General features: G+C 66.2%; 24 protein-coding genes. 13 read left to right on the plus strand and 11 right to left on the minus strand.

The genetic code is table 11. From position 1 onward, the window contains the following. Positions 1-108: 108 nt before the first annotated feature. The 5 genes from ACSQ3P_RS18480 to ACSQ3P_RS18500 all read left to right on the plus strand — a co-directional run bounded on the left by ACSQ3P_RS18480 (position 109) and on the right by ACSQ3P_RS18500 (position 6,243). On the plus strand, positions 109-1,725 hold the full coding sequence (locus tag ACSQ3P_RS18480; RefSeq protein ID WP_436166971.1) for an ABC transporter substrate-binding protein: 1,617 nt from the start codon (positions 109-111) through the stop codon (positions 1,723-1,725). A gap of 189 nt (positions 1,726-1,914) precedes the next feature. Continuing rightward, entirely contained in the window at positions 1,915-2,946 is a 1,032-nt protein-coding gene (locus ACSQ3P_RS18485; RefSeq protein ID WP_069688812.1) for an ABC transporter permease, read from the plus strand. Between the two features lie 190 nt (positions 2,947-3,136). Next, positions 3,137-3,985 carry an ABC transporter permease gene (locus ACSQ3P_RS18490; protein WP_436166972.1) on the plus strand — a complete coding sequence of 283 codons (849 nt, stop codon included), beginning with the start codon at positions 3,137-3,139 and terminating at the stop codon, positions 3,983-3,985. 17 nt (positions 3,986-4,002) lie between these two features. Continuing rightward, on the plus strand, positions 4,003-5,670 hold the full coding sequence (nikE, locus tag ACSQ3P_RS18495) for a nickel ABC transporter ATP-binding protein NikE (RefSeq protein WP_436167188.1): 1,668 nt from the start codon (positions 4,003-4,005) through the stop codon (positions 5,668-5,670). Between the two features lie 264 nt (positions 5,671-5,934). Beyond that, positions 5,935-6,243 carry a hypothetical protein gene (locus ACSQ3P_RS18500; protein WP_310159452.1) on the plus strand — a complete coding sequence of 103 codons (309 nt, stop codon included), beginning with the start codon at positions 5,935-5,937 and terminating at the stop codon, positions 6,241-6,243. Between the two features lie 50 nt (positions 6,244-6,293). On the opposite strand, the gene ACSQ3P_RS18505 is transcribed toward ACSQ3P_RS18500, so the two are convergent. From ACSQ3P_RS18505 to ACSQ3P_RS18545, 9 genes are all read right to left on the minus strand, one after another. Then, a complete protein-coding gene (locus ACSQ3P_RS18505; RefSeq protein ID WP_092171893.1) occupies positions 6,294-6,641 on the minus strand; it encodes a RidA family protein in 348 nt (115 codons plus the stop codon). Positions 6,642-6,664: 23 nt separating this feature from the next. Further along, on the minus strand, positions 6,665-7,795 hold the full coding sequence (locus ACSQ3P_RS18510) for an NAD(P)/FAD-dependent oxidoreductase (RefSeq protein WP_436166973.1): 1,131 nt from the start codon (positions 7,793-7,795) through the stop codon (positions 6,665-6,667). Beyond that, the gene (locus ACSQ3P_RS18515; protein WP_436166974.1) at positions 7,792-9,249 is read right to left on the minus strand and encodes an FAD-dependent oxidoreductase; all 1,458 of its coding nucleotides are present in this window, start codon (positions 9,247-9,249) and stop codon (positions 7,792-7,794) included. The genes ACSQ3P_RS18510 and ACSQ3P_RS18515 overlap by 4 nt, the downstream gene beginning before the upstream one ends. After that, a complete protein-coding gene (locus ACSQ3P_RS18520; protein WP_436166975.1) occupies positions 9,246-9,554 on the minus strand; it encodes a (2Fe-2S)-binding protein in 309 nt (102 codons plus the stop codon). Before ACSQ3P_RS18520 ends, ACSQ3P_RS18515 begins: the two co-directional genes overlap by 4 nt. After that, on the minus strand, positions 9,547-10,659 hold the full coding sequence (locus ACSQ3P_RS18525; RefSeq protein WP_436166976.1) for an NAD(P)/FAD-dependent oxidoreductase: 1,113 nt from the start codon (positions 10,657-10,659) through the stop codon (positions 9,547-9,549). Before ACSQ3P_RS18525 ends, ACSQ3P_RS18520 begins: the two co-directional genes overlap by 8 nt. Positions 10,660-10,688: 29 nt before the next feature. After that, on the minus strand, positions 10,689-11,489 hold the full coding sequence (locus tag ACSQ3P_RS18530; protein WP_103718419.1) for an ABC transporter permease: 801 nt from the start codon (positions 11,487-11,489) through the stop codon (positions 10,689-10,691). Next, positions 11,486-12,352 (minus strand): ABC transporter permease, encoded by an 867-nt coding sequence (locus ACSQ3P_RS18535; RefSeq protein ID WP_436166977.1) that lies wholly within the window; start codon positions 12,350-12,352, stop codon positions 11,486-11,488. The genes ACSQ3P_RS18530 and ACSQ3P_RS18535 overlap by 4 nt, the downstream gene beginning before the upstream one ends. After that, a complete protein-coding gene (locus ACSQ3P_RS18540; protein ID WP_436166978.1) occupies positions 12,349-13,392 on the minus strand; it encodes an ABC transporter ATP-binding protein in 1,044 nt (347 codons plus the stop codon). The genes ACSQ3P_RS18535 and ACSQ3P_RS18540 overlap by 4 nt, the downstream gene beginning before the upstream one ends. Before the next feature lie 141 nt (positions 13,393-13,533). After that, on the minus strand, positions 13,534-14,571 hold the full coding sequence (locus ACSQ3P_RS18545; protein WP_436166979.1) for an ABC transporter substrate-binding protein: 1,038 nt from the start codon (positions 14,569-14,571) through the stop codon (positions 13,534-13,536). A 122-nt stretch (positions 14,572-14,693) separates the two neighbouring features. Here ACSQ3P_RS18545 and ACSQ3P_RS18550 point away from each other — a divergent pair, with 122 nt between their 5' ends. Beyond that, positions 14,694-15,638: a LysR substrate-binding domain-containing protein gene (locus ACSQ3P_RS18550; protein ID WP_436166980.1), complete on the plus strand. Its 945-nt coding sequence runs from the start codon at positions 14,694-14,696 to the stop codon at positions 15,636-15,638. A gap of 34 nt (positions 15,639-15,672) precedes the next feature. Here the strand turns inward: ACSQ3P_RS18550 and ACSQ3P_RS18555 are convergent, their stop codons facing one another. Then, on the minus strand, positions 15,673-16,569 hold the full coding sequence (locus tag ACSQ3P_RS18555; RefSeq protein WP_436166981.1) for a LysR substrate-binding domain-containing protein: 897 nt from the start codon (positions 16,567-16,569) through the stop codon (positions 15,673-15,675). 83 nt (positions 16,570-16,652) lie between these two features. On the opposite strand from ACSQ3P_RS18555, the gene ACSQ3P_RS18560 reads away from it, so the two are divergent. The 7 genes from ACSQ3P_RS18560 (at position 16,653) to ACSQ3P_RS18590 (ending at position 23,934) form a co-directional block, all read left to right on the plus strand. Further along, a complete protein-coding gene (locus ACSQ3P_RS18560; RefSeq protein WP_436166982.1) occupies positions 16,653-17,882 on the plus strand; it encodes a PLP-dependent lyase/thiolase in 1,230 nt (409 codons plus the stop codon). Between the two features lie 2 nt (positions 17,883-17,884). Next, on the plus strand, positions 17,885-18,736 hold the full coding sequence (locus ACSQ3P_RS18565; RefSeq protein WP_436166983.1) for a transporter substrate-binding domain-containing protein: 852 nt from the start codon (positions 17,885-17,887) through the stop codon (positions 18,734-18,736). Positions 18,737-18,928: 192 nt separating this feature from the next. Next, the gene (locus tag ACSQ3P_RS18570; RefSeq protein ID WP_436166984.1) at positions 18,929-19,591 is read left to right on the plus strand and encodes an amino acid ABC transporter permease; all 663 of its coding nucleotides are present in this window, start codon (positions 18,929-18,931) and stop codon (positions 19,589-19,591) included. Positions 19,592-19,601: 10 nt separating this feature from the next. Then, on the plus strand, positions 19,602-20,318 hold the full coding sequence (locus ACSQ3P_RS18575) for an amino acid ABC transporter permease (protein ID WP_436166985.1): 717 nt from the start codon (positions 19,602-19,604) through the stop codon (positions 20,316-20,318). A gap of 40 nt (positions 20,319-20,358) precedes the next feature. Then, positions 20,359-21,858: an argininosuccinate lyase gene (gene argH / locus ACSQ3P_RS18580; protein ID WP_436166986.1), complete on the plus strand. Its 1,500-nt coding sequence runs from the start codon at positions 20,359-20,361 to the stop codon at positions 21,856-21,858. Then, complete coding sequence (locus tag ACSQ3P_RS18585; RefSeq protein WP_436166987.1) at positions 21,855-22,622, plus strand: amino acid ABC transporter ATP-binding protein; 768 nt, start codon at positions 21,855-21,857, stop codon at positions 22,620-22,622. The genes argH and ACSQ3P_RS18585 overlap by 4 nt, the downstream gene beginning before the upstream one ends. Continuing rightward, positions 22,615-23,934, plus strand: a complete 1,320-nt coding sequence (locus ACSQ3P_RS18590) for an NAD(P)/FAD-dependent oxidoreductase (protein ID WP_436166988.1) — start codon at positions 22,615-22,617, stop codon at positions 23,932-23,934. Before ACSQ3P_RS18585 ends, ACSQ3P_RS18590 begins: the two co-directional genes overlap by 8 nt. Positions 23,935-23,949: 15 nt before the next feature. Here the strand turns inward: ACSQ3P_RS18590 and lpdA are convergent, their stop codons facing one another. Next, entirely contained in the window at positions 23,950-25,347 is a 1,398-nt protein-coding gene (lpdA, locus tag ACSQ3P_RS18595) for a dihydrolipoyl dehydrogenase (RefSeq protein ID WP_436166989.1), read from the minus strand. Between the last annotated feature and the right edge of the window lie 18 nt (positions 25,348-25,365).

Consider the following 25,365-nt stretch of genomic DNA (forward strand, 5'->3'; position numbering starts at 1 on the left):
ATGAGAGACGGATTCAGATTTCAGATGGGATCACTCTGTGATCCCATCTGAAATCATCCGGCTCTAGGAACCAACCTGACGACTGCGCCGATGAAGAGGGAAACGACTATGACGATCGTGCGGACGGGCTGGCTTGCAGCCGCGCTCTTGACCTCGACTGCGCTCCTGGTTGCGCCGGCGCTGGCGCAGACACGCGCCGAGACGCTGCGCCATGTCACCGGCGCGGCCATCAACACACTCGACCCCAACATTCCGGGCTCGACCCGCGAGGCCTTCGGCCTGAGCCTCCTGACCTATGACCGGTTGCTCTCCTTCGGCAGGAAGCAGCTCAACGGCAAATGGGTGTTCGATCTCGACAGCATCCGCGGGGAATTGGCTGAGAGCTACACGGTCAGCCCCGACGGGCTGAAGATCACCTTCAATCTGCGCAAGGACGCGAAGTTCCACGACGGAACGCCGGTGACGGCCGAGGATGTGAAATGGTCGCTCGACCGTGAAGTCAGCGCCAATGTCCTGGGCAAGGGCCAATTGCTGACCGGCTCGCTGACCAGCCCGGATCAGTTCAAGATCATCGACGCCCACACCTTCGAGGTCACGCTGCCCAAGCCCGACAAGCTGGCCTTGGCGAACCTTGCTGTGGTCTATCCCGTGATCATCAATTCGAAGCTGGCGAAGTCGCATGCGACGGCTGAGGATCCCTGGGCGCTGAACTGGCTCAAGGACAACACCGCCGGCTCCGGCGCCTACATCATCGAAAGCTACAAGCCGGGCGAGACCACGATCCTGCGCCGCAATCCGGACTGGAATCGTGGCTCGGCCGACAAACCGGCGAGCTTCAAGCGCATCATCACCCAGACCGTGCCGGAAGCCGCCACGCGCGCCAATCTGGTCGAGAAAGGCGATGCCGACATCGTCATCGACCTGCAGGCGACCGATGCCGCCGACTTGGAGAAGAAGGGCAAGCTCAAGGTCGTCTCGACGCCTCAGTACAATTCGATCACCTTCGTCTCGTTCAACAACCAGATGCCGCCCTTCGACAAGATCGAGGTCCGGCGTGCCATCGCCGCGGCGCTGCCCTATGACGACATGTTCAAGGCGGCCCTGTTCGGGCGCGGGGCGCCGCTTTATGGCGCGAACTGGCCTGACGGCAAGGCCCCGACCGGAGAGGTCTTCCCGATCCCGCAGCCGCTGAAGACGGACCTCGCCGAGGCCAAGAAGCAGCTTGCGGCGGCCGGCCTCCCCGACGGCTTCTCGACCACTTTCTCCTTCAATGTCGGCCAGGCCGGCACGGCCGAGCCGATGGCGGCGCTGCTCAAGGAATCGCTCGGCAAGGTCGGCATCAAGGTCGATATCCAGAAGCTGCCGGACGCGCAGATGTCGACGCTGATCAATGAGAAGAAAGTGCCGTTCTTCACCGAGGGCATCGTCGCCTGGCTGCCCTCGATGGATTACTTCTACCGCAACTTCTATATCGGCCCGATCCGCTGGAACTATGCCTCGCTCGACGACGCCAAGATCACGGAATGGGCGCAGGCCGCCCGCTTCGAGGCCGACAAGGCGAAATACGCAAGCTATGGCAAGGATCTGAACACGCGCCATTTCGAACTGATGCCGCAGATCCCGCTCTGGCAGCCCTCGCAGGACGCGGTGATGGCGTCGTCGATCGACGGCTATGTCTACCAGTTCCACCGGCAGATCGATTTCCGCGATCTGAGCCGGAAGTGAGAGGAGCAGCCTCCTTCGTCATTCCGGACAAGCCGCGAAGCGGCGCCGATCCGGAATCCATCATAGAGTTCGACAGCGCCCTACGATGGATTCCGGGTCTCCGCGGAGTTTATCCTTGGGCCGATCGAAGATCGGACCCGGGGGCTGCGCCCGGAATGACGGCGCAAGGATGCGTGGACAAGGCCTGACATGTCCCAGCTCTCCATCACGGCCAAGCGCGCGGGCTGGCGGTTCGCCTCGTCCCTGCCGGCATTGTTCGGCGTGCTCGTCTTCACCTTCCTGCTGATGCGGGTGCTGCCGGGCGATCCGGCGGTGTTCTTCGCCTCGGGCCCGACGGCGGGCAAGGAGGAAATCGAGACGATCCGCAAGCAGATGGGGCTCGACAAGCCGGTGCCGGAGCAGCTCCTGCGCTATCTCGGCGATATCGGCACGGGCAATCTCGGGCGCTCGCTGACCACGGGCCAGCCGGTGCTGAGCGATCTGAAGTCGCGGCTGCCGGCCTCACTCGAACTCACCTTCTCCGCGCTGTTGATCGCGCTGGTCACGGCGGTGCCGCTCGGTGTCGCGGCTGCGCTGAGGCAAGGTTCGGGCATCGACCATATCGTGCGCTTCATCTGCGCGCTCGGCGTCTGCGTACCGACCTTCGTTTCCGGGCTGCTGCTGATCTATGTTTTCTACTACCTGCTCGGCTTCGCGCCCGATCCGACCGGACGGGTCGACATCTTCACCTCGCCGCCACCCTTGGTGACGGGCTTCCTGCTGATCGATTTTGCGTTGGCCGGTGATTGGGAGGGTTGGCGCGCCGCTGCGAGCCAACTCGTGCTGCCCGCCTTCACCATGGCGCTCTTCGTGGTCGCGCCGCTGGCGCGGATCACGCGCGCGGCGATGCTGGCCTCACTCGGCAGCGATTTCGTCCGCACCGCGCGCTCGCTTGGCCTGTCGCGGCGCAAGGTCATCGTCACCTACGCCCTGCGGAACGCGCTTCTGCCGGTGCTGACCATCGCTGGCATCGTGTTCTCGACCATGCTGGGCGCGAATGTGCTGGTCGAGAAGGTGTTCTCCTGGCCGGGCGTCGCGTCCTATGCGCTCGACGCGCTGCTTTCCTCGGACTACGCGCCGGTACAGGGTTTCGTACTGCTGATGGCGTCGATCTTCGTCCTGGTGAACCTGACGGTGGACGTGCTCTACGGCATCGCCGATCCGAGGGTGTCGGTGGAATGATGGCTTGTGCCCACATCTGTCATTCCGGGGCATCGCCCTCGGGTCCGACCTGTGGTCGGCCCAAGGATAAACTCCACGATGAACCCGGAACCCACGACCGGGTGAACTCGGGAAAACCCTGGCGATCACCCAGTCGTGGGTTCCGGGTTCGCACCTTCGGCGCGCCCCGGAATGACGGAGGAGCTTGTCTATGACCTCCGCGACGCTGCGCCACACCGTCTGGATCCTGCGCGGCAACCCGGTCACGGCGTTCGCAGCGGCGGGTGCCTTCGCGCTCTGCGTGCTCGCCGTCATCGGGCCGTGGATCGTGCCTTATGACCCGATCGCGTCCGACGTGCCCAACGCGTTGCTGCCGCCGAGCGCAAAATACTGGGCGGGCACCGACCAACTCGGCCGTGACGTCTTCAGCCGCTTGATCGTGGCGGCGGGGCTGGATCTCGCGATCGCAGCCTCGGCGGTGACGCTCTCCTTCGTCATCGGGGCGGTCATCGGGGCGCTCTGCGGTTATACCGGGGGCCGGCTCGACCGTTATGTCGGGCGCTTCGTCGATGTGCTGATGGCGTTTCCGCTGTTCGTGCTCGCCATGGCGATGGTGGCGGCGCTCGGCAACCGGGTCGAGAACATCGTCATCGCGACCGCGATCATCAACCTGCCTTTCTATATCCGCTTCGCCCGCGCCGAGGTGAATGTCCGGCGCAATGCCGGCTGGGTCGAGGCGGCGCGCGCCTGCGGCGACAGCCATGTCTCGGTTGTGCTGCGCTTCCTCTTGCCCAATGTGCTGCCGGCAATGGCGGTGCAGGTCTCGCTCAATCTCGGCTGGGCGATCCTGAACGCCGCAGGGCTCTCCTTCATCGGGCTCGGGGTCAAGCCGCCGACGCCGGAATGGGGCATCATGGTCGCCGAGGGCGCACGCTTCATCTCGACCGGGAAATGGTGGCTCGTCGCGTTTCCGGGGCTGGCGCTGATGCTGACCGTGCTCTGCTTCAACCTGCTGGGCGATGGGCTGCGCGACATCCTCGACCCGCGCATGCGGACTTAAAGGCGATGGACGCCATGATCAGCGAGCCTTTGCTCGCCATCGACGATCTGCATGTGCGCTTCTCGACCCGTAGCGGAACCGTCGAGGCCGTGCGCGGCGTCAGCCTCTCCGTTGCCGCCGGCGAGACGCTGGGCATCGTTGGCGAGAGCGGCTCGGGCAAATCGGTGACGGCGTTCGCGATCACGCGATTGCTCGACGCGGCGGGGCGCATCTCGCAAGGCAGCATCCGCTTCAAGGGGCAGGACATCAGCAGGGCCTCGTCGAAGCAATTGCGCTCCCTGCATGGCGCGGCGATCTCGATGATCTTCCAGAACCCGCGCGGCGCGCTGAACCCGATCCGCAGCGTCGGCCGGCAGATCGCGGATGCGATCATGGCGCATGAGCCCATCTCGGCGAGCGAGGGGCGGGCGCGCGCGCTCGACCTGCTCAAGGCGGTGCTGATCCGCGATCCGGAAAAGCGGCTCGACGCCTACCCGCACGAACTCTCGGGCGGCATGTGCCAGCGCGTGATGATCGCGATAGCGATCGCCTGCGAGCCGGCCCTGCTGATTGCCGACGAGCCGACGACGGGGCTCGACGTCACCACGCAGAAGACGGTGATGGACCTCGTCGCCCGCATCACGGCGCAGCGTGGCATGGCGATGATCCTGATCACGCATGATCTCGGCCTTGCCTCGCGCTATTGCCAGCGTGCGGTGGTGATGGAGCGGGGCCAGGTCGTCGAACAGGCCGCGCCCGCGACGCTCTTCAGCGCGCCGCAGCACCCCTATACCAAGCGCCTCGTCGCTGCTTCTCCGACTGCGACCTCGACGATCGCCGATCTCGCGCCGGAAGGCGCCGGCGCCGTGCCGGCCGTCGAACTCTTACGCCCCAAGCCCGCTCCCGGCACTCCGCTGCTGCTTGAGGTTCAGAATCTGGTGAAGCGCTATGATGGCGGCGTCACGGCGGTCGACGACGTCTCCTTCAGCATTGCGGCCGGCGAGAGTCTGGGCCTGGTCGGGGAATCCGGCTCGGGCAAGAGTACGATCTCGCGCATGATCTGCCGGTTGATCGACCCGAGCGAAGGCGAGATCCTGTTCGATGGCCGCGCGATCGGTTCGCTGCCGGCGCGCGATTTCCATCGCAGCGAATTCCGCAGGGATATCCAGATCGTCTTTCAGGATCCGACCGACAGTCTCAATCCGCGCTTCAATGCCTTCGATTGCATCGCCCACCCATTGCGTCGCCTGCTCGGCATGAAGAATGGGTCGGCGCTGGCGGGGCGGGTCAGCGAATGCGCCGAGCGCGCCGGTTTGCCGAGCGAATTGCTGGAGCGCTTTCCGCACCAGCTCTCGGGCGGCCAGAAGGCGCGCGTCGGCATCGCGCGCGCCATCGCCTGCCGGCCGCGGCTGCTCGTGCTCGACGAGCCGACGGCGGCGCTCGATGTCTCTGTCCAGGCGGTGATCCTGCAACTGCTCGACCGCTTGCGTCGCGAGGATGGGCTGGCGCTGCTCTTCGTCAGCCATGACCTCAACGTGGTCAGGATGATGTGCGAGCGCACTGTCGTGCTGCAGAACGGGCGTGTGGTCGAACAGGGCGAAAGCCGCATGGTGTTCAGCGCGCCCGCGACGGCTTATGCGCGCGAATTGCTCGATGCCGTGCTTCATCTCGGCGGCCCGACGACGCGAATGCCGGAGCCTGCCTGAGGCCGGCGGCCAGAGCAATTTCCGATCCGATTGGATCGTTCAATTGCTCTAGATCTTTGTTTTGACGCGTTTTCTTCACGCGAACCGGTATCCACTTCGCTCGAAAACGCTCTAGTTTTCTCGCGACCGGGCCTTGAAAATACGGCAATAGCGGGGATCATGGCGGCGGGCGCGTCGCGCGCTGCTGCTCATTTTTATTTTAACGCGTTTTCTTCACGCGAACCGCTGTCCACTTCGCTCGAAAACGCTCTAAGGATAGGCCCGATGCTGCGTTCCCTCCTGCTTTTGCCCCTGCTCGCGCTTTCGGCCTGCGTGATCCCGAACTCGCGCTCGAATACGGTGGTCGTCACCGATACCAAGAGCGTCGTCGAGAAGTGCCAGAAGCTCGGCGAGCTTGAGGGCGCATCGCCATTGGGCAAGGTGCTGCTCAGGGATCAGGCGCGCGATGCGGCATTGGCGCGGTTGAAGGCCGGCGGCGCCGAGCTGGGCGCGACCCATGTCGAGTCATCCGTCGCCGACATCAAGTGGAAAGGCCCGAGCACGGCGGGCACCGCCTATAAGTGCGGTACATGAGACCAAGCGCCTCCGCCTGAAGGCGGAGGCGCTTGGTTTGAAATGCTCGATCAGCCCTTGGCGGCGGTGACCACGACCTCGATCAGTGTGGTGCCGCCGAGATCGGCGACGCCGACGGTGGCGCGGGTCGGCAGGCCTTCGCCGAAGAAAGCGGTCCAGACCGGGTCCATCTCCTTCTTCATCGACAGGTCCGTGACGAAGATCGTCGCGGCGACGATCGCTGTCCGGTCGAGGCCGACCTCGCCGAGATAGCCCTCGATCTTGGTCAGGATGTTCTGGGTCTGCGGTCCCATCGACTGTGTCGTGTCATCGGCGGTGGTGCCGCCGACGAAGACCAGCCCACCGGTCTGGACGACGCGGTTCTGGATCGGCGTGCGGATGGAACGGGTGATCGTCATGGTCTTTCTCCAGGTTGAAAAGGTTAGTGCGCCGTTGGCGCGAAGCGGGCAATGTCGAGCCCGTCGATGGGCACATTGCTGTGGCCGGTCGCGATGATCTCGGCCATGACGGCGCCGGCGCCCGGCCCGAGCTGGAAGCCATGGGCCGAGAAGCCGAACTGGTGATAGACGCCCTCATGCCTGGCGCTTGGGCCGAAGCAGGGCAGATCGTCGGGCATGCGCGCCTCGATCCCGGCCCAGGCGCGCAGGATCGGCGCCCCGCGCATGATCGGGAACAGGTCCCAGACCGTCTTCGCGTTGGTCGCGAGCTTGCCCCAGTCGAGAATCGTCCTGTTCTCGTCGCGGATGGCGCGGCCGAGATAGCCGCCGCCGATCAGGACGGTGCCGTTGCCGAACTGCTTGAAGGAGAGTTTTCGGCCGCGCAGGATGACGACGGGCTTGATGAAGGCCGGCATCGGCGCGGTGATCATCAGCATCGGTGCGATCACCTCCAGCGGCACGGGCTCACCGAGATCAGCCGCGATGCGGTCGGCCCAGGCGCCGGCGGCGTTGACGATGCGGGGGCTGAGGAAATCACCGGCATCGGTGACGACGCGCCAGTTCGCGCCGTCGCGCTCGACCTTCGTGACCTTGACGCCCTCGCGGATCGTCGCACCGATTTCGGCGGCCTTGCGCTTGAAAGCCTGGGTGGCGCGCAGCGGAATGGCAGCGCCGTCGCGGCGCGAGATCACGCCGCCGGGGCAGGTTTCGGAGACGGCCGGGACGATCTCGCGCAGCTCCCTGGCGTCGATCATCTCCTCATGATGGAAGCCGCGCAGGTTGAGATCTTCGACGCGGGCGCGGCAACCGGCGAGATCGGCCTCGTTTTCTGCGACCAGCACCTGGCCGTCCGAGGTGAAGCCGCAATCATCGTCGACGAGCGCGGCGATCCCATGCCAGAGCGCCATCGAGGTGTTGGAGAGTGGGATTTCCGCGACATGGCGCGCGAGCTGGCGCACGCCGCCGGCATTGACGCCCGAGGCATGGCGGCCGGCATGGTCCTTCTCGATCAGGATGACCGAGAGGCCGCGCAAGGCGCAGTGCAGCGCGGTCGAGCAGCCATGGATGCCGCCGCCGATGACGATGACATCGGCGCTGCGGCGCTCTGCGCTCACCGGACCACCGCTTTGACGGCCGCCTCGCTCTGCGGCAGCGAGGCGAGCTCGGCCAGCGTCACCGGTTTCACCGGCGGGCGCAGGCGGTAATAGCCGACCTCGGCGGGAGTCGTGCCGCGCGCCTCTGCGATCAGCTCGACCACGGTCGGCCCGCAAAGCCGCCCCTGGCAGGGACCCATGCCGCAGCGCAGAAAAGCCTTCATCTGGTTGGGGCCGGTGACGCCGAGACGCTTGGCGGCGTCGCGCACCTGCCCGGCGGTGACCTCCTCGCAGCGGCAGATGATGGTGTCGTCCACGATTGGAGCGAGGAATTGCGCGGCCGGCTTGTAGAGCAGGTCGAGAAAGCGGCGGCCGCGCAGCGTGCGCCCGAGTGCCGCTCGGATCGGAGCAGCGTGATTATCGCGCTCCGGGGTGGTGATACGGCCAAGCCGCCTGGCCGTGTCGAGTGCCGCGATCTCGCCGCGCAGCGCCGCGCTCTCGGCCCCGCCGATGCCGGCGCCGTCGCCGGCGATCGCGATGCCCGGCACGGAAGAGGCGAACCAGTCGTCGAGCTGCGGCACCCAGCAATGCTGGACGGTATCGAAATCATGCGCGCAGCCGGCGGCATTGGAGAGGTTGACGCTCGGGATGACACCCTGATGCAGCAGGAGCGTATCGCAGGCGATGCTCTCGGAGGCGCCGCTGCGCTCGAAGCGGACGGCGGAGAGCCGGCCCGAGCCTTCGACTGCGAGGCTGGTGACGCCACCAAGGAAGCGCAGGCTGCGGCGCGCCTTGGCCATCAGCTTGAGCCCCTTGGCGAGATAGGGCGAGCGCAGGAAGTCCGGCAGTGCCGCGAGCGCGGCCGGCCAGTTGCGCCGGGGCGTGGTGTCGAGGACGGTGACGATCTCGGCGCCGGCAGCAGCGAGCTGACCCGCCAGGAGATAGAGCAGCGGCCCGCAGCCGGCGATCACGGTGCGGCCCTTGGGGATGATCGCCGAACTCTTCAGCGCGATCTGCGCCGCGCCGGCCGTCATCACGCCGGGCAGGGTCCAGCCCGGGATCGGGAAGGGGCGCTCCTGCGCGCCGGTCGCCAGAATGACCTGCCCGGCGGTGATCAGGCGGGCGCGGCCACCGAGGGAGAGGCCGATTTCGAAGGGCGATCCATCCGACTCCACGTCGGGGGCGATCGACCAGACGGTGCAGCGCGCAGCATAGGCGGCTGCCGAACGCTCGAAGCGGGCGACGATGTCCAGGCCGCGCCAATAGTCCTGGCCGAGCACGGCGCGGTCGGAGACCGGCGTCGTCGTGATCGAACGGTAGATCTGGCCGCCCGGCGCCGGGTTCTCGTCGACGAGCAGCACGGAAAGGCCGAGCTCGCTCGCGCGTGCCGCGGCCGAGAGGCCGGCGGGACCGGCGCCGACGACGGCGAGGTCGTAATGCTCGGCGAGCTGGCCGATTTCGGTGAGGGGCTTCATCCTTGCGTCTCCTCGGGCTGACGCCGGCCATGCTGGGTTTCGATCGTCATGCCATCGCGCAGCGGCACCATGCAGCCTTGCCGGTTGCCGACGCCGTCGATGACCACGAGGCATTCGAAGCAGACGCCCATCAGGCAATAGGGCGCGCGCGGTGCGCCGGAGACCGGGGTCTCGCGGCAGACTGTGACGCCGTTCGCCAGCAGGGAGGCCGCGACCGTGTCGCCGTCGCGGCCGCTCAGCCGGCGGCCGTCGAAGCTGAAGCTGAGCGTGGCGGCGCTCTTGGCGTCAGGCATGGGCCTAAACATGGAACCTCCGTGCGGAAAAGCTCGCGACCGCCTCGGGCAGCACGCCGGAGAGAATGGCGGGGGCGAGCGTCAGGACATGGTTGGCGGCCAGCGTCACGCCGGAATGGCAGGTGACGACGAAGGCGCCCGGGCAGCTCAGCGACTGGTCATAGATCGGGAAGCCGTCCGGGCTCATCACGCGCAACGCCGACCAGGTCCGCACCACGTTCAGCCCGGCGAGGCGCGGGAACATCCTGACCGCGCGTTCGGCCATGACCGAGAGGATCGGCTGGCCGACGACGGTGTCGAAGCCGCGATCCTCCTGGCTGTCGCCGATCATGACGCCGCCCTCATCGGTCTGGCGGACCGTCACCATCGGGTTGTGCAGGAAGGGCGCGGTCTTCTCGGTGACGATGATCTGGCCCTTGCTCGGCTTCACCGGCGCGTCCAGGCCGACCATGGGCGCGAGCCGGGCATTACCGAGCCCGGCTGCGAGCACGACCTTGGCCGTGGCGATCTCGCCCCAGGGGCCATTGATGCGGAAGCCGCCATCACGCGGCGTGATGCTCTCGACCGGGCAGTTGGGTCGGTAATCGACGCCGCGACGTGTCGTCGCCTCGCGCAGCGCCCGGAACAGCTTGAGCGAGTTCACATGGCCGTCGAGCGGGGAGTAGATCGCGCCGACCACGTCCTTGCCGATATCGGGCAGGCGCCGTTTCGTCTCGGCGTGGTCGAGGACTTCATAGGGGAAGTCGGTCAGCGTCGTCTGGTTGTGCAGGCGATGCATCGCATCGACGCGCTTCCCGAGTTCGTCCTGCGACAGGCAGAGCATGAAGCCGCCGGGCTGGCTGTGGGCGAGGTCGATACCGGTCTCTTCACTGAGGATGTTGGCAAGCCCGTGCCAGTCATCGGCCGAACGGCGCGACCACATCGCGTATTCCGGCATGCCGAAGCCTTTCGACTGCACCCAGACCAGCGCGAAATTGCCGCGCGAGGCCCGAAACGCCGTGTCGCCTTCGTCGAGGATGGTGACGCGCGCGCCGCTGCGGGCGAGCCCCAGCGCGATCGCGCCGCCGACCACGCCGCCGCCGATGACGACGACGTCAGGTTCCGTGTGATTGCTCATGGACGATTGCTCTTGGACGACACGCTGCTTCAGCCTTTTCCGGTTCCGACGAACAGCCGGTCGAGCCCGAACAGCCGGTCCAGCGCGATCAGGAGACCGGCGGTGAGGGCGATCAGGCAGGCCGAGACGGCTGCGATGAGAGGATCGATATTGTCCTGGATGTAGAGGAACATCCGGACGGGCAAGGTCACGGTCGCGGGCGAGGCGATGAAGACGGTCATCGTCACCTCGTCGAAGGAGTTGATCGCGGCCAGCAGCCAACCCGAGACCACGCCGGGCAGGATCAAGGGCAGCGTCACCCGTCGGAACACCGTGGCATGGCCGGCGCCGAGCGAGATCGCCGCATGCTCGATGCGCTGGTCGATGCCGTAGGAGGCGGCGAGCACGAGCCGGAGCGCGAAGGGCAGCACCACGATGATGTGGCTGAGCACCAGGCCGAGGAAGGTTCCGGAGAGCCCGATCTGGGTGAAGAAGCGCAGGAAGGCGATGCCGAGCACGACATGGGGCACCATCAAGGGTGACATGAACAGCGTGGTCAAAGCCTCGCGCCCGGGAAAGCGGTGGCGGGCGATGGCGAGCGCGGCGGGCACGGCGAGCATGATCGCGACCGTCGAGGACAGGGCCGCGAGCCAGAGCGAGTCGCGGAAGGCGCGGATGAATTCGGGATAGTCGAAGATCGCCTTGAACCAGCGCAGGCTCGGGCCGCGCGTCGGCAGCGAGAGATAGCCCTCGGGCGTGAAGGCGACGACGCAGACGATCAGCAGCGGCGCCAGCATGAAGATGACGAAAAGTGCGTGGAAGCAGAGCGCGAGCGGGCCGTTGCGTCTCATTCGAACACCTGTGCGTAGCGGCGTTCGATCAGCCGGTTGGAGCCGACGGTGATGGCGACGAGGGCGGAGAGCAGCAGCACGGCGACGGCCGCGCCGAGCGGCCAGTTCAGCGTGTTCAGGAACTCGTCATAGGCGAGCGTGGAGGCGACCTTGAGTCGTCTTCCGCCAATAATCGCGGGCGAGGCGAAGGCGCTCGCCGCCAGCGCGAAGACGATGATGCCGCCAGACAGCATACCGGGCACGATCTGCGGCAGGATCACGCGCCGCCAGATCGTGATCCGGCTCGCGCCGAGCGAGAGCGCGGCGTTCTCGATCTGCGGGTCGAGCCGCTGCAGCGAGGCCCAGACGGCGAGGATCATGAAAGGGATGAGGACATGGATCAGCGCCACGACCACGCCCGTTTCGGTGAACATGAATTCGAGTGGAGCGCGGATCAGTCCCGCTGCCATCAGTCCCTGGTTGACGAGGCCGGTCGAGCCCAAGAGCAGTGCCCAGCCAAGCGTGCGCGCCACGACGGAGACCAGGAGCGGCCCGATGATGGCGAGCAGGCAGATGCCGCGCCAGGCCGGCGACATGCGGTTGAGAATATAGGCCTCCGGCACGCCGATCAGCATGCAAAACAGCGTCACCAGCACGGCAATCCGGAAGGTGCGCAGGAAGATCTCGAAGAAATAGGAATCGGTGAAGATCTCGTGGAAGTTCTTCAGCGTGAACTCCGGCACGATGCCTTTGTACTGGCCCCAATCGTAGAAGGAGAGCAGCACGGTCATCGCCAGGGGAATGACGACCAGGCCGAGGAAGACGAGCAGGGCCGGTCCTGTCAGCCAATAGGGCGTGGCGCGTTGTGAGAGGGCGCGATTCATCTCGCATCCCCCGCCGCAAGCAGCGCGGCGTCCGCCGCTGCGAAGCTCAGCCTCACGGCGTCGCCCTCGGCGGGGACGGGGTGGCCGTCATTATGGCGCATTAGGATGAGCGGGCCGGCTGCGCTGTCGGCTGTCAGCAGCCAATGCGCGCCCTGGAAGACGCGGCTGGTCACGCGCGCCTCGAAACCGGACGCGCCTGCCGCAGCCAGGCTGAGCCGCTCCGGCCGGACCGCGAGCTGGACCGGGCCTGCGCCTGCGCCCGGGATCGGCAGGGAGAAGGCGCCGATGCTGACCGCGCCGCTGCCATCGCCGGTGCCACGCAGCACGTTGGTCTTGCCGAGGAAGCTTGCAACGAAGGCGCTGGCGGGCTTGCCATAGACGGCGTCGGGCGCGCCGATCTGCTCGACGCGGCCCTGGTTCATCAGCACGATACGGTCCGAGAGCGCCATCGCCTCGTGCTGGTCATGGGTCACGAGGATCGTCGTCGTGCCGATCGAGCGCTGGATCTGGCGCAATTCGCTCTGCATCTCCTCGCGCAGCTTGGCGTCGAGATTGGAGAGCGGCTCGTCGAGCAGGAGCAGGGCCGGCTTGATCACCAGAGCGCGGGCGAGCGCGACGCGCTGCTGCTGCCCGCCCGACATGCGCTTGGGATAGCGCTCGGCGAAGCCCTTCAGCCCGACCAGTGCCATCGCCTCCAGCGTGCGCGTCTCGCGCTCGGCCTTGCCGATCCCGCGCATCTCGAGCCCGAAGGCGATATTCTGCGCCACCGTCATATGCGGAAACAGCGCATAGCTCTGGAAGACGATGCCCAGCCCGCGCTTGTTGGGCGGCACGGCGACGAGATCGCCGCCATCGAGCAGGATGCGGCCCCGGTCGACGGACACGAAGCCGGCGATCATCTGCAGGGTCGTGGTCTTGCCGCAGCCGGAGGGGCCGAGCAGCGAGACGAATTCTCCGCGCTCGACCGAAAGGTCGAGCCCTTCGACGGCGATGGCGCTGCCGTAGGACTTGCCCAGCCCTTCGAGAACGAGATGCGACATGTGTTTTGAATCGCTTTTTGCTTGAGCGCGGGCGTCATGGTCGGGCCTGCCCCGACCATCTCGTGCGGTTTGGGCGAATGCCCATGTCACGAGATTCTCGGGTCGCCGCTGCGCGGCGCCCGAGAATGACGGCTTCGTGGCTTACCGCTCAACCTCGCGGTTCCATCGCTTGGTCCACTCCTCGCGCTTGGCGTTGGCGATGTCCCAGTCGACCGCCTTGAGCTTCTTCACATCCTCGCCATAGGGCAGGCCCTTCTGCTCCTCGGTCGTCAGCGTCACCGTGGTGTTGGCCGGGCCGAAGCCGGCTCCGGTCGCCATCACCTTTTGGATCGGCGGCGAGAGCATGAACTGGATGAAGGCGTTGGCCTCGGCCGCGTTCTTGGAGCCCTCAATCGGGCAGGCGGCAACGCCGAGCGCATAGCCGCCTTCCTTGGGATAGACGAACTCGACGGGGAAGCCGGTGTCGGCGAAGGCCTTGACGCGGCCCGAACCCCAGACGCCGAGCACGGCCTGCCCGTTCTGGAACAGTTCGGTCATCTTCGCCGGCGAGGGCTCATAGGCGACGATGTTCGGGTTGATCTCGTCCTTGAAGACCTTGAAGCCGGGCTCGATGTTGCTCTCGCCGCCGCCGCCGAGCTGCGCGAAGGCGATGAGGGCGTGCAGGCCGTAGGTGTTGTTGATCGGCGGGACCACGATCTTCTTGCCATAGGTCTTGGCCTTGAGATCGTTCCAGGAGGTCGGCGCCGGCCACTTGTTCTCGTCGAAAATCTTCTTGTTGTAGAAAAGCCCGGTGCCGACGAGGCCGAGCCCTACGCCCTTGTTCGACTTGAACTTCATCACCGGCGCGACGTCCTTGTAGACGGGGCCGTCGGTCAGCGTGCCGCAGAAGCCGAGCGCCACAGCCTGATAGGCCGGGCCGTCATCAACGATGGCGACATCGATCTGCTGGTTGCCCTTCTGCGCCTGCAGCTTGGCCAGCGTATCGGTGGAGTTGCCGGCGACGTATTCGATCTTGACGTTGGCCTGCTTCTCGAAGGCCGGAATGACCTCCTTGCGCATCGTCTGCTCATAGGAGCCGCCATAGCCGGCGACGAACATTGTCTTCTGCTGCGCCATGGCCGCGCCGGCCGTGCCGAGCGCCGTCGTGGTCAGCAGCAGTCCTACCCAAGCGAATTTCATAGACCCCTCCTCATTTTTTGAGTGATGGCGGGAGGGTCTGCGACAGTTTCGACTTGGTCAAATCGAATGATTCGTTCAATCCATGCCGAAATGTTATGGTCTGCGAGGGGCAACGTCATCGCATGCTAAATCCGCGCCAGATCGAGGCTTTCCGCACCGTGATCGTCACCGGCGGCGTGACCGCGGCGGCGCGCGCGCTCCACATCACCCAGCCGGCGGTGACGCGGTTGATCCATGATCTGCAATACGCGCTCGGCCTGCGTCTGTTCGAGCGGCGCGGCACGCGCCTGGTCCCGACCAATGAGGCGCTCTCGCTCTATCGCGAGGTCGAACGCCAGTTCGTTGGCCTGGAGCGTATCGAGAGCGCGGCGAAGAATCTGCGCGAAGGTCGCTCCGGGCGGCTGCGGATCGCGGCGCTGCCGACCTTCAATGTCGGATTCCTGCAGCATATCGTCGGCGCTTTCCTCAAGGAAAAACCCGAGATCGAGCTCGCTATCTACGGCAGCATTTCGTCGCAGGTTGTCGAGTGGGTCGCGAGCGGTTTCTGCGATGTCGGCTTCGCACAGGGGCCGCTCGACTTCCCCAATATCGACGTCGAATGGCTGCCGCTGGTGCAGAGCGTGGCGGTCATTCCGGTGGGTCACAGGCTGGCGGCGAAGGCTGTGCTGGAGCCGCGGGATTTCGTCGACGAGCCTTTCGTCTCGCTCGAACAATCGACACAGACGCGCTACCGGATCGACGCGATATTCGCGACCGCGGGTGTGACCCGGTTGACGCGGGTCGAGACGCCTCTGTCGATGATCGCGTGTTCGCTGGTGGCGGCCGGTGCCGGGCTCTCGATCGTCGATCCATTCACTGCAGCCGAGTACGATGGACGCGGTATCGTCGTGCGCCCTTTTCAGCCGGCGTTGAAATACGATATCGGCGTGGTCTGGGCGACCGGGCGCTTGCGTTCGGCGCTGGCGCTGGAACTCGCCGACAAGGTCCGCACGGCGATCGCCGAACTTGCGCGCGATGCCGATGCCGGCTTCGCGAGCCTGCCGCCCTTGAGTCCGCCCGCCTCCTGACCTGGGACGCTTCGCGCCATGCCGCGCGCGGTGGTCATTCCGCCGGTTCGTATTGCCGCAACTCGTCGCGGACGATCTGCAGGAAGCCGTCGACGAGGACATTGGCTTCGTGATGCGTCGGAAACAGCGCGTTGCCTTCGAAGACGATCGCGGGCTTGAACGGGCGGAATGTGATCCCCGTATGCCGATAGTCGTCGGCGACGATCGGGTTGACGATGCCGATACCGAGGCCCTGCCCGACTAGCGCGCAGATCGTCGCGCCGAAGGGTGATTCCAGCGCAAGCTGGCGCTTGACGCCCAGCCGCTCGAAGACGCGGTCGACGCGCGCCCGGGCGCCGTCCTCCAGCGCCAGCGAGATGAAGGATTCGCCCTCCAGATCCTCGGGGACGATGACCTCGCGGCTCGCCAACTTATGTCCCGGCGGCAGCGCGCAATAGCCCGGCAGGCTGTAGAGATGGCGGACCTCGATCGAGGGCGAACCGACGATGTTGGCGACGAAGCCGATGTCGCAATAATGCGAGGACGACCAGCGCGTCACCGTCGCCTCGCTGCGCATCTGCAGCGAGATCGTCACATTCGGATAGCGCTCCTTGAAGATGCGGATGCAGCGCGGCACGAAGCCCAGCGCCACCGCCGGCATCGCCGCGATGCGCAGACGCCCGGTGCCGAAGAAACGGATGTCCTTGGCAGCCTGCGCCAGGTTCTCCAGGCCGAGGAAGCTGCGCTCGACCTCGCGGTAGAAGGTCAGTCCCTCGTCCGTTGGCGTCAGGCGACCGGCCTTGCGCTCGAACAGCCGCAACTCGATCGAGGCCTCGAGTTCGGCGATCAAACGGCTGATGCTGGGTTGCGAGGTGTGCAATTCCTGCGCGGCGGCCGTCATCGAGCCGCGCAGCATGATGAGGCGAAAAGCCTCGATTTGCCTCAGGTTCATGCAAGACCCCATATCACAAATGAATAGCAACCCGAAAAAATGAGATTTGACCAGATGGGGACGGGCCTCAATACTTTTTACCCATGGTCATGCCCTCAGCCCAAGCCTTGGCCCCAGTCCGCAATCCGCGTTTGACCGGCCTCGCCTGTCTGCGCTGCGATCTGGTTTTGCCGGTCGCGACGCATGAGGGCGGCTGTCCACGCTGTGCGCGCGACGGGCACGCCTCCAATCTGCGCCTGGTCTATGCGCCGGGTGAAGCGGCGCAGGCGACAATGATCGCGCTGCCGTTTCCTGAGGCGCTTTCGCTGGGCGAGGGCGGGACGCCATTGGTCGAGGTCCCGGAGCTCGCCGCGGCTGTCGGCGTCGGCCGACTGTCGCTGAAGCTCGAATGGTGCAACCCGACCGGCTCGCATAAGGACCGGATGAGCGCGCAATTGCTGGCGCGGGCACAGGATTGCGGCGCGCGGCTGGTCGTCGCCGCGTCCAGCGGCAATGGCGGCTTGTCGCTCGCGGCTTACGCGGCGCGCGCCGGCCTCGCCGCCGAGATCGCGGCGACGGATGACCTGCCCGCCTCCTATCGCCGGGCGATCAGCGCCCATGGCGCCGGCATCGCGACCTTCGCCGACAGCCTGGAGCGCTGGCGCCATCTCGCCATCCGCGTGGCGGAGGGGGCCTTCGCCGCGACCAATTATCATCTGCCGGCGGTCGGGACCGACCCGTTCGGGGTCGAGGGATACAAGATGGTCGCAGCCGAGATCGCCGCATCCGCCATGCCCGATCTCGTCGTCATTCCCTGCTCGCGCGGCGATCTGCTCTCGGGCCTGTCGCTCGGCTTTGCGGAGATCGGGCGCGGCATGCCGAGGCTGGTGGCGGCCGAGCCTTTCCCGCGGCTTTCGCGCGTGATGGCGGGCGAGGATTATCGCGGCGACTTCGCCGGCGCGACCGCGCAATTCTCGATCGCTGGAAGCACCGTCACCTGGCAGGCCGTCCAGGCCTTGCGGGGCAGTAGCGGCTGCGCCGTCCCGGTCGGCGATGATGCGACGCGCGCAGCTGGCGCAAGACTTGCGGCAATCGGCTTCCATGCCGAGCTGTCAGCGGCGGCGGCTCTCGCTGCGCTCGTCGAACTGGCGCAGGACGGCTCGCTTGGCGGGCGCCACGCCGTGCTGATCCTGACCGGATCGGGCTTCAGGGATTTGACTGAGATGGCGGACGAAGATTGGGGCCTCCGCGATGCGGATGGGGCGGGGGGCCGGCCGCAGTCGGAACGGAATCAACAACAGGCCAAATGGCCCAATCAGAGGGATAACGGATGACCATGATGCAGTTTCAGAGCCGGCGCTTGCCGATGCTTTCGACGCTTGCGGCCCTTGCCGCGACCGCCTTGTCCGCCGGGCTTGTGAGCGCGCAGACCCTGCCGCCGTTGCCCGCGGCGATCAAGGCCGCAGGCCTTCTCAAGGCCGGCGTGCGCTGCGACCAGCCACCCTATGGCTACAAGGACGAGACCGGCAAATTCGCCGGCGTCGAGACCGACATGGCGATCCAGATCGCCGCCTGGGCCTTCGGCTCGCCCGACAAGATCGAATTGACCTGCGTGACCGCGGAGAACCGCATTCCGCAGCTCTCCGGCAAGAAGGTCGATCTGCTGATCGCGACGCTCGGCGTCACACCCGAGCGCGCCCGCGTCATCGATTTCTCGAAACCCTATCGCTGGGGCGGCAGCGACATGCTGGTCGCCAAGGACAGCCCGATCAAGAAGCTCGACGATGTCGCCGGCAAGGTCGTGATCATGCTGAAGGGCTCGACCCAGGCGAAATGGTTCGAGGACAACATGCCGAAGGTCGACAACCTCAGGCTGAACACGGCTTCCGACGCGTTGCAGTCGCTGAAGCAGGGGCGCGGCGACGCCTATACCCATGACGCGGCGACGCTGATCGTGATCGCGGCGAAGGATCCGATCCTGCGCCTCGTCGGGGAGCCCTTCGCGATTTCCGACGCCGCCGTCGGCGTGCGCAAGAACGAGGCGGAATGGCTCGCCTATGTCGATGCCGCGCTCGACCGGATGAAGGCCGAGGGCCTCTACGCGAAATGGGTCGACAAGTGGATCCCGGCCGATATCCGGCCTTTCTACACAGAGGCCTTCGAGAAGCCGAAGCCGACCGCGCGTTAGAGCATTGCGCGAAAAAGTGGGTACCGGTTTTTCGCTGGAGCAATGCTCTAAACTCCAGGAATCGATCACGTTTTTCGCATTCGGACGAACCCGTCCGAATGCGACGTGATCTAGCCGCGATCGCCGGGGCGGCGTCGCCGCTCCGGCCTTCTCTTCCGGCCTTCTCTTTGTCGCGCAGGGGATATCCGCAGGATGGAATTCGACCTTGCCTATCTGATGGCGCAAGGGCCGGCGCTGATGCGCGGCCTGTGGCTGACCGTGCAGGTCAGCGCGATCTCCATCGTGCTGTCGATCGTCATCGGGTTGATGGGCGCGGCGGTCAGGGTGTTGAAGCTGCCGGTGCTGGACAAGCTCGTCATCGGTTACGTCGAGTTCATCCGCAACACGCCGCTGCTCGCCCAGCTCTTCTTCATCTTCTACGGGCTGCCGACGATCGGCCTCAAGCTCTCGCTGTTCTGGTCGGGCGTGCTGAGCCTGACGCTCTGGGCCGGCGCCTATCAGGTCGAGAACATCCGCGGCGGGCTGGAGACGGTCGCGAAAGGCCTGCGCGAGGCGGCTTTTTCGCTGGGCCTGACGCCCTGGCGCTTCTTCCGCCTGATCGCGGCGCCGATGGCGATCCGGGTCGGCCTGCCTTCGATGCTCAACACCTCGATCTCGCTGTTGAAGAACTCGTCCTATCTCCAGGCGATCGGGCTGGCCGAGCTGACCTATGTCGCGATCGACCGGATCTCGATGGATTTCCGCACGATCGAGATGTTCGTCGCGATCTGCGTGATCTATCTCGCGCTCGTCCTGGTGCTTTCCGTCTTCGCCAACCGTCTCGAGAACCGGCTGAACAAGCCGTTCCGGGTTTGAGGAGGCGAGCATGACACTCCTCATCAAGAACCTGCCCTTCATCCTCCAGGGCATCGGAATGACGCTGGCGCTGGCGCTGGCGACGCTGCTGATCTCGACCGTGATCGCCTTCATCCTGGGCATCCTGGCGACCCTGCGCTTCCGCTGGCTGCGCTGGCTGGTCAAGGCGTATGTCGAATTGTTCCGCGACATCCCTTTGATCGTGAACATCTTCTTCGTCTTCTTCGTCGCGCCGCTGTTCGGCATGGAGCTGTCACCTTTTGCGGCCGTCACGGTCGGCCTCTCGCTCTGGGGCAGCGCCAACGGAACCGAGATCGTGCGCGCCGGCTTCGCCTCGGTGCCCAGGCATCAGTGGCAAAGCGCGGCCGCGCTCGGGCTGAAGCCCTGGGAGGTCTATCTCTTCATCACCGGGCCGCAGGCGCTGCGTTCGATCCTGCCGCCCTTCGTCGGCTTGCTGACGCTGCTCGTGCAGGCGACGTCGCTCGGCGCCCTCGTCGGAGTCAGCGAGTTCTTCAAGGTCGGCCAGATCATCGTCGAGCGCACCACGATGATGGAGGGCTGGAACCCGGCCTTCACCGTCTATGGCGCGGTGCTGCTGATCTATTTCGTCATCTGCTCCGCGCTGACCTGGTTCGGCCGCTGGCTCGAACGCCGCCTGAAGAACGACCAGCGCAGGCCCGCCTCAGTGGGCCCGCTGCTCGTCAAGCCGCTGACGCAGCTGCCCTGACTCTCATCCGCACAACAAGACAACGCCTGAGGATATCGCCATGGAATCGAAAGTCAGCCGCCGCTTGACCGAGACGGTCGCGCAGGAAGTCTGCGACCATATCTACGGGCCGCGCCTCGCCCGCGATTTCCGCGCCGTCTTCGGCTACATGACCGATCTCAACCAGGCCCATGTGCTGATGCTGGCGCGCTGCGGGCTGATCTCGCCTGATGCCGCCAGGACGCTCGCGGCCGGCCTGCTGCGCATGGAGGAGGAGGGGCCCGAGGTCGTCGAGCTCGATCCGCAGCGCGAGGATTCCTACTTCAACTACGAGGCCCATCTGATCAAGCTGATCGGCACGGATGCGGGCGGGCGCATGCATATCGCCCGCAGCCGCAACGACCTTACCGCCGCACTCGACCGGCTGCGCGCCCGCGATCTCCTGCTCGACGCCGGACAGGCGCTGCTCCAGGTCGAGGAACATGCGCTCGACGGCGCCTTCCGCTTCCGCGACGCGGTGATGCCGGGCTACACCCATCTGCAGCCGGCCCAGCCCGTGACCTATGGCTTCTACCTCGCCGGCGTGGCGCAATCCTTCGAGCGCGATTTCGGCCGGCTCGCCGATGCCTGGGCGCGCACCAATATCAGCCCGCTCGGCGCAGGTGCGCTTGCCGGCACGACCTTCGCCATCGACCGGCATGCGGTCGCCGCGACGCTCGGCTTCGAGGGGCTGATCGAGAACACGCTCGATGCGGTGGCGACCCGCGATTTCGGCCTCGAGATCCTGGCCGATCTCTCGCAGATCGCGATCGGCTGGAGCCGCGTCGCGCAGGACTATCACGTGCTGGTCTCGCATGAGTTCCAGACGATCGAATTCCCTGATCGCGTCACCGGCACCTCCAGCATCATGCCGCAGAAGAAGAACCCGGTCGTGCTGGAGCATCTCAAGGGCAAGGCCGGCCATCTGCTCGGACTCTATGTCGCCTCCGCCACGGCGGTGAAGGGCACGCATTTCACCAACACGATCGACGGCAACCGCGAGGGCATGCGCGGCGTCTGGGAAGCGGGCGAGGAAGCCCTGCGCTGCCTTGCTTTGTTCGACCTGATCATCGCCACCGGGCGTCCGAACGCTGCGCTGATGAAGCGCCGCGTCACCGAGGATTTCGCCTCGGCGACGGACCTTGCCGACGTGCTGGTGCGCGACGCCGATCTCTCCTTCCGCGAGGCGCATCATATCGTCGGCGCCGTCGTACGCGCGGCGATGGATCGCGGGCTCGCGGCTGACGGCATCACCACCGAAATGGTCGATGACGCGGCCCGCGACCAGATCGGCCGGCCGCTCGGCCTGTCGCCGGAGCTGGTGCGCGTCAGTCTCGACCCGACCGCCAGCGTCGCGGCCCGCATCCTGCCGGGCGGTCCGGCGCCCGAGGCCGTCGCGCGCTCGGTCGAAGCAGCCCAGGCGCGGCTGGAGACGCGCCGCGCCGATCTTGCCGGCAAGCGCAGCCGCTTGCAGCAGGCGCGCGAGGCCCTGAAGCGTGACATGCGCCAGCTCGCCTCATGAGCAATCCCAGCCCGCTGATCTCGCTGAAAGGCATCGGCAAGCGCTTCGGCTCCCATGCCGCGCTGCAGGGCATCGATCTCGATGTCGCGGCCGGCAGCGTCGTCGTGCTGATCGGTCCGAGCGGCTCGGGCAAGAGCACGCTGATCCGCTGCATCAACGGGCTGGTGCGGCCCGACGAGGGCTCGCTGACGGTCGCCGGCCGGGCCATCGACATTCATGACGAGGGCGCCTGGCAGGAGTTGCGGACGCAGATCGGCATGGTCTTCCAGGATTATGCGCTGTTTCCGCATCTCAGCATTCTGCGCAACATGACGCTGACGCCGCAGCGCCGCCGCAAGCTGCCGCGCGCGGTCGCGGAGGATGAGGCGCGCAAGCTGCTCGCTTGCGTCGGCCTCGCCCATAAGGCTGATGACTATCCCTCAGCGCTCTCCGGTGGGCAGCAGCAGCGCGTCGCCATCGTGCGAGCGCTTGCCATGCAACCCAAGGCGATCCTGTTCGACGAACCGACCTCGGCGCTCGACCCCGAGACCATCACCAGCGTGCTCGACGTGATGCGCGATCTCGCCCGCGAGGGCACCACCATGGTTGTCGTCACCCATGAGATGGGCTTTGCCCGCGAGGTTGCCGACCGCGTCGTCTTCATGGCCGATGGCCGCATCGTCGAGCAGGGGCCGCCCGCCGAATTCTTCGCCAATCCACGGCATGAGCGCACGCGCGCCTTCCTGTCCAACATCAGATCCTTCGGGGAGGCGAACCATGCCTGACCAAACCAGTGTGCTGGCGCCGAACTTCACCACCGATCCCTATTGGTGGGATGCGGCTCCGCCCGAGTCGGCGCGCGATCCCTTGCCGACGCGGACCGATGTGCTCGTCGTCGGCTCCGGTTATTGCGGGCTCTCGGCCGCAGCCGAGCTTGCGCGCAACGGCGTCGATGTGACCGTGGTCGATGCCGAGGAGCTTGGGGCGGGTGCCTCGACCCGCTCCGGCGGCATGGTCTCCAGCGGCCAGAAGCTCGTCATCGGCGGCGCGATCAAGGGCGTCGATGCGGCTCGGATGGAGAGGCTGCTGGAGGATTCGCTTGCTTCCTACGATCATCTCAAGACGTTGATCCGCGAGCAGGGGCTCGATGCCGATCTCGCCGTGCTTGGCCGCTATTTTGGCGCGCATGTGCCCAGCCATTACGACCGCCTGCGCCGTCAAGGCGAACTCCTGGCGAAGCACACCGGCGTCACCGTCCACGACATCCCCAAGGCCCGCCAGCACGAGATCACCGCGACGGATTTCTATCATGGCGGCATCGTCATCGACGACTATGGCGGGCTTCATCCGGCAAAATACCACCGCGCGCTGCGCCACCTCGCCGCCGGCAATGGCGCGACCTTGCGTTCGCACGCGCCGGTGCTGAAGGTCGGCCCGGCTGAGGGCGGTTTCCACATGGTCGAGACCGGTCGCGGCATGATCCGTGCCCGCAACGTCTTCTTCGGCACCAATGGCTACACCGACAAGGCGCAGCCCTATCTGCAGAAGCGCATCGTGCCGGTGCGCAGCTATCAGATCGCGACCGAGCCGCTGCCGCCCGAGCTCATGGACAAGATCAATCCCGGCCGGCGCATGATCACCGACAGCAAGCGCGAATTGATCTATAGCCGCCCCTCGCCGGACGGCACGCGCATCCTCTTCGGCAGCCGGCCGGGCATGTTCAGCATGGCGGAGCGCGAGGCCGCGCCGAGGCTTCATGCGATGATGCTGAAGGTCTGGCCGCAACTCGCCGGCTACAAGGTCACGCATTGCTGGAGCGGCAAGGTCGGCATGACCGCCGACAAGATCGCTCATATGGGCCGCCGCGACGGCGTCGATTTCGCCATCGGCTGCAACGGCAACGGCGTCGCGCTGATGAGCTATCTCGGCCACCAATCGGCGCTGAAGCTGCTGGGCCGGCAGAACCGGGCCTGCGCCTTCGATGATCCGGCTTTCCCGGTGGTGCCGCTCTACAACGGCACGCCCTGGTTCCTGCCGATCGTCAGCGGCTGGTATCATCTGCAGGACGCGATCGACCGGCGCATGGCGCGATTCTAGGGCGCGGGCCGGCTCTCAGATGTGAATGGCGTGGCCCAGCGCCATCAAGGCCGCCTCCTGCACGGCTTCGCCAAGCGTCGGATGGGCGTGGATCGTGCCGGCGATGTCCTCCAGCGTCGCGCCCATCTCGATGGCGAGGCCGAAGGTCGAGGACAGCTCCGAGACGCCCTGGCCGACCGCCTGGATGCCAAGCACGAGCTGCGTCTGCGCCTGCGCGACGATGCGGACAAAACCCTGCTCGCCATGGCGGGTCATGGCCCGGCCATTGGCCGCGAAAGGGAATTTCCCGGTCTTGATCTCGAGCCCGGCCTTGCGGGCCTCCTCCGGCGAGAGCCCGACCGATACGATCTCGGGGTCGGTGAAGCAGACCGCCGGAATGCAGCGCTTGTCCCAGGCGCGCGGCAGGCCGGCGGCGATCTCGGCCACCATCTCGCCCTGGGCCATGGCGCGATGCGCCAGCATCGGCTCGCCGGTGACGTCGCCGATGGCATGGATGCCGCGCATCGAGGTCTCGCAGCGATCGCCGATGCGGATGAAGCGGCCATCCATGTCGAGCACGAGTTCCTCGAGGCCGAGCCCGTTGGTGACCGGCGCCCGGCCGACCGTGACGAGGACCTTGTCGGCTTCGATGCGCTTCTCGTCACCCCCAGCGGTTTCGATGAGCAGCGCGTCGCCCTTTGGCGTCATGCCCCGGGCTTTCGCGCCGAGCAGGACCTCGATGCCGAGCGCGGCGAGATGCTTGGCGACGGGCGCGGTGAGTTCAGCGTCATAGAGCGGCAGGATGCTTGCCTGAGCCTCGACGACCGTGACTTTCGAGCCGAGCTTGGCGAAGGCGGTGCCGAGTTCCAGCCCGATATAGCCGCCACCCACCACGGCGAGGCGCTTGGGAACCTCGGTCAGCGCCAGTGCGCCGGTCGAGGAAATGACGTTGCCGCCGAAGGGCAGGAAGGGCAGTTCGACCGGAGCCGAACCCGTCGCGATCACGATCGTCTCGGCCTTGATCGTCCGCGGCCCGGTCTCGGTCTCAACGATGACGGTCTTGCCGTCGCGGAAGCGGGCTCGGCCATGGACGATCTTGACCTTGGACTTGCGCAGCAGCGCGGCGACGCCGTTGTTGAGGCGCTGGACGATGCCGTCCTTCCAGGCCACGGCCTGCTTCAGGTCGAGCTTGGGAGCCGAGGCCGTGAGACCGAACGGGGTCTTGCCGGCCGCGGCATGGGCCGCCTTCTCGAATTCCTCGGCGACATGGATCATCGCCTTGGACGGAATGCAGCCGACATTGAGACAGCTGCCGCCGAGCTTGGTGCTCTCGACGATGACGGTGTCGAGGCCGAGCTGGCCGGCGCGGATGGCGCAGACATAGCCGCCGGGACCGGCGCCGATGACGAGCAGCTTGCACGTGATTTCTGTCATAGCGCGATCTCGGTCATG

It is taken from the genome of Allobosea sp. LjRoot9 (genome assembly GCF_964252745.1).
Classification (GTDB): domain Bacteria; phylum Pseudomonadota; class Alphaproteobacteria; order Rhizobiales; family Beijerinckiaceae; genus Allobosea.

Coding starts and splice junctions, on each gene's coding strand:
- ACSQ3P_RS18480 (WP_436166971.1), top strand. CDS start 109: ATGACGATCGTGCGGACGGGCTGGCTTGCAGCCGCGCTCTTGACCTCG.
- ACSQ3P_RS18485 (WP_069688812.1), top strand. CDS start 1,915: ATGTCCCAGCTCTCCATCACGGCCAAGCGCGCGGGCTGGCGGTTCGCC.
- ACSQ3P_RS18490 (WP_436166972.1), top strand. CDS start 3,137: ATGACCTCCGCGACGCTGCGCCACACCGTCTGGATCCTGCGCGGCAAC.
- ACSQ3P_RS18500 (WP_310159452.1), top strand. CDS start 5,935: ATGCTGCGTTCCCTCCTGCTTTTGCCCCTGCTCGCGCTTTCGGCCTGC.
- ACSQ3P_RS18505 (WP_092171893.1), bottom strand. CDS start 6,641: ATGACGATCACCCGTTCCATCCGCACGCCGATCCAGAACCGCGTCGTC.
- ACSQ3P_RS18515 (WP_436166974.1), bottom strand. CDS start 9,249: ATGAAGCCCCTCACCGAAATCGGCCAGCTCGCCGAGCATTACGACCTC.
- ACSQ3P_RS18520 (WP_436166975.1), bottom strand. CDS start 9,554: ATGTTTAGGCCCATGCCTGACGCCAAGAGCGCCGCCACGCTCAGCTTC.
- ACSQ3P_RS18525 (WP_436166976.1), bottom strand. CDS start 10,659: ATGAGCAATCACACGGAACCTGACGTCGTCGTCATCGGCGGCGGCGTG.
- ACSQ3P_RS18530 (WP_103718419.1), bottom strand. CDS start 11,489: ATGAGACGCAACGGCCCGCTCGCGCTCTGCTTCCACGCACTTTTCGTC.
- ACSQ3P_RS18535 (WP_436166977.1), bottom strand. CDS start 12,352: ATGAATCGCGCCCTCTCACAACGCGCCACGCCCTATTGGCTGACAGGA.
- ACSQ3P_RS18540 (WP_436166978.1), bottom strand. CDS start 13,392: ATGTCGCATCTCGTTCTCGAAGGGCTGGGCAAGTCCTACGGCAGCGCC.
- ACSQ3P_RS18545 (WP_436166979.1), bottom strand. CDS start 14,571: ATGAAATTCGCTTGGGTAGGACTGCTGCTGACCACGACGGCGCTCGGC.
- ACSQ3P_RS18550 (WP_436166980.1), top strand. CDS start 14,694: ATGCTAAATCCGCGCCAGATCGAGGCTTTCCGCACCGTGATCGTCACC.
- ACSQ3P_RS18555 (WP_436166981.1), bottom strand. CDS start 16,569: ATGAACCTGAGGCAAATCGAGGCTTTTCGCCTCATCATGCTGCGCGGC.
- ACSQ3P_RS18560 (WP_436166982.1), top strand. CDS start 16,653: ATGGTCATGCCCTCAGCCCAAGCCTTGGCCCCAGTCCGCAATCCGCGT.
- ACSQ3P_RS18565 (WP_436166983.1), top strand. CDS start 17,885: ATGATGCAGTTTCAGAGCCGGCGCTTGCCGATGCTTTCGACGCTTGCG.
- ACSQ3P_RS18570 (WP_436166984.1), top strand. CDS start 18,929: ATGGAATTCGACCTTGCCTATCTGATGGCGCAAGGGCCGGCGCTGATG.
- ACSQ3P_RS18575 (WP_436166985.1), top strand. CDS start 19,602: ATGACACTCCTCATCAAGAACCTGCCCTTCATCCTCCAGGGCATCGGA.
- argH (WP_436166986.1), top strand. CDS start 20,359: ATGGAATCGAAAGTCAGCCGCCGCTTGACCGAGACGGTCGCGCAGGAA.
- ACSQ3P_RS18585 (WP_436166987.1), top strand. CDS start 21,855: ATGAGCAATCCCAGCCCGCTGATCTCGCTGAAAGGCATCGGCAAGCGC.
- ACSQ3P_RS18590 (WP_436166988.1), top strand. CDS start 22,615: ATGCCTGACCAAACCAGTGTGCTGGCGCCGAACTTCACCACCGATCCC.
- lpdA (WP_436166989.1), bottom strand. CDS start 25,347: ATGACAGAAATCACGTGCAAGCTGCTCGTCATCGGCGCCGGTCCCGGC.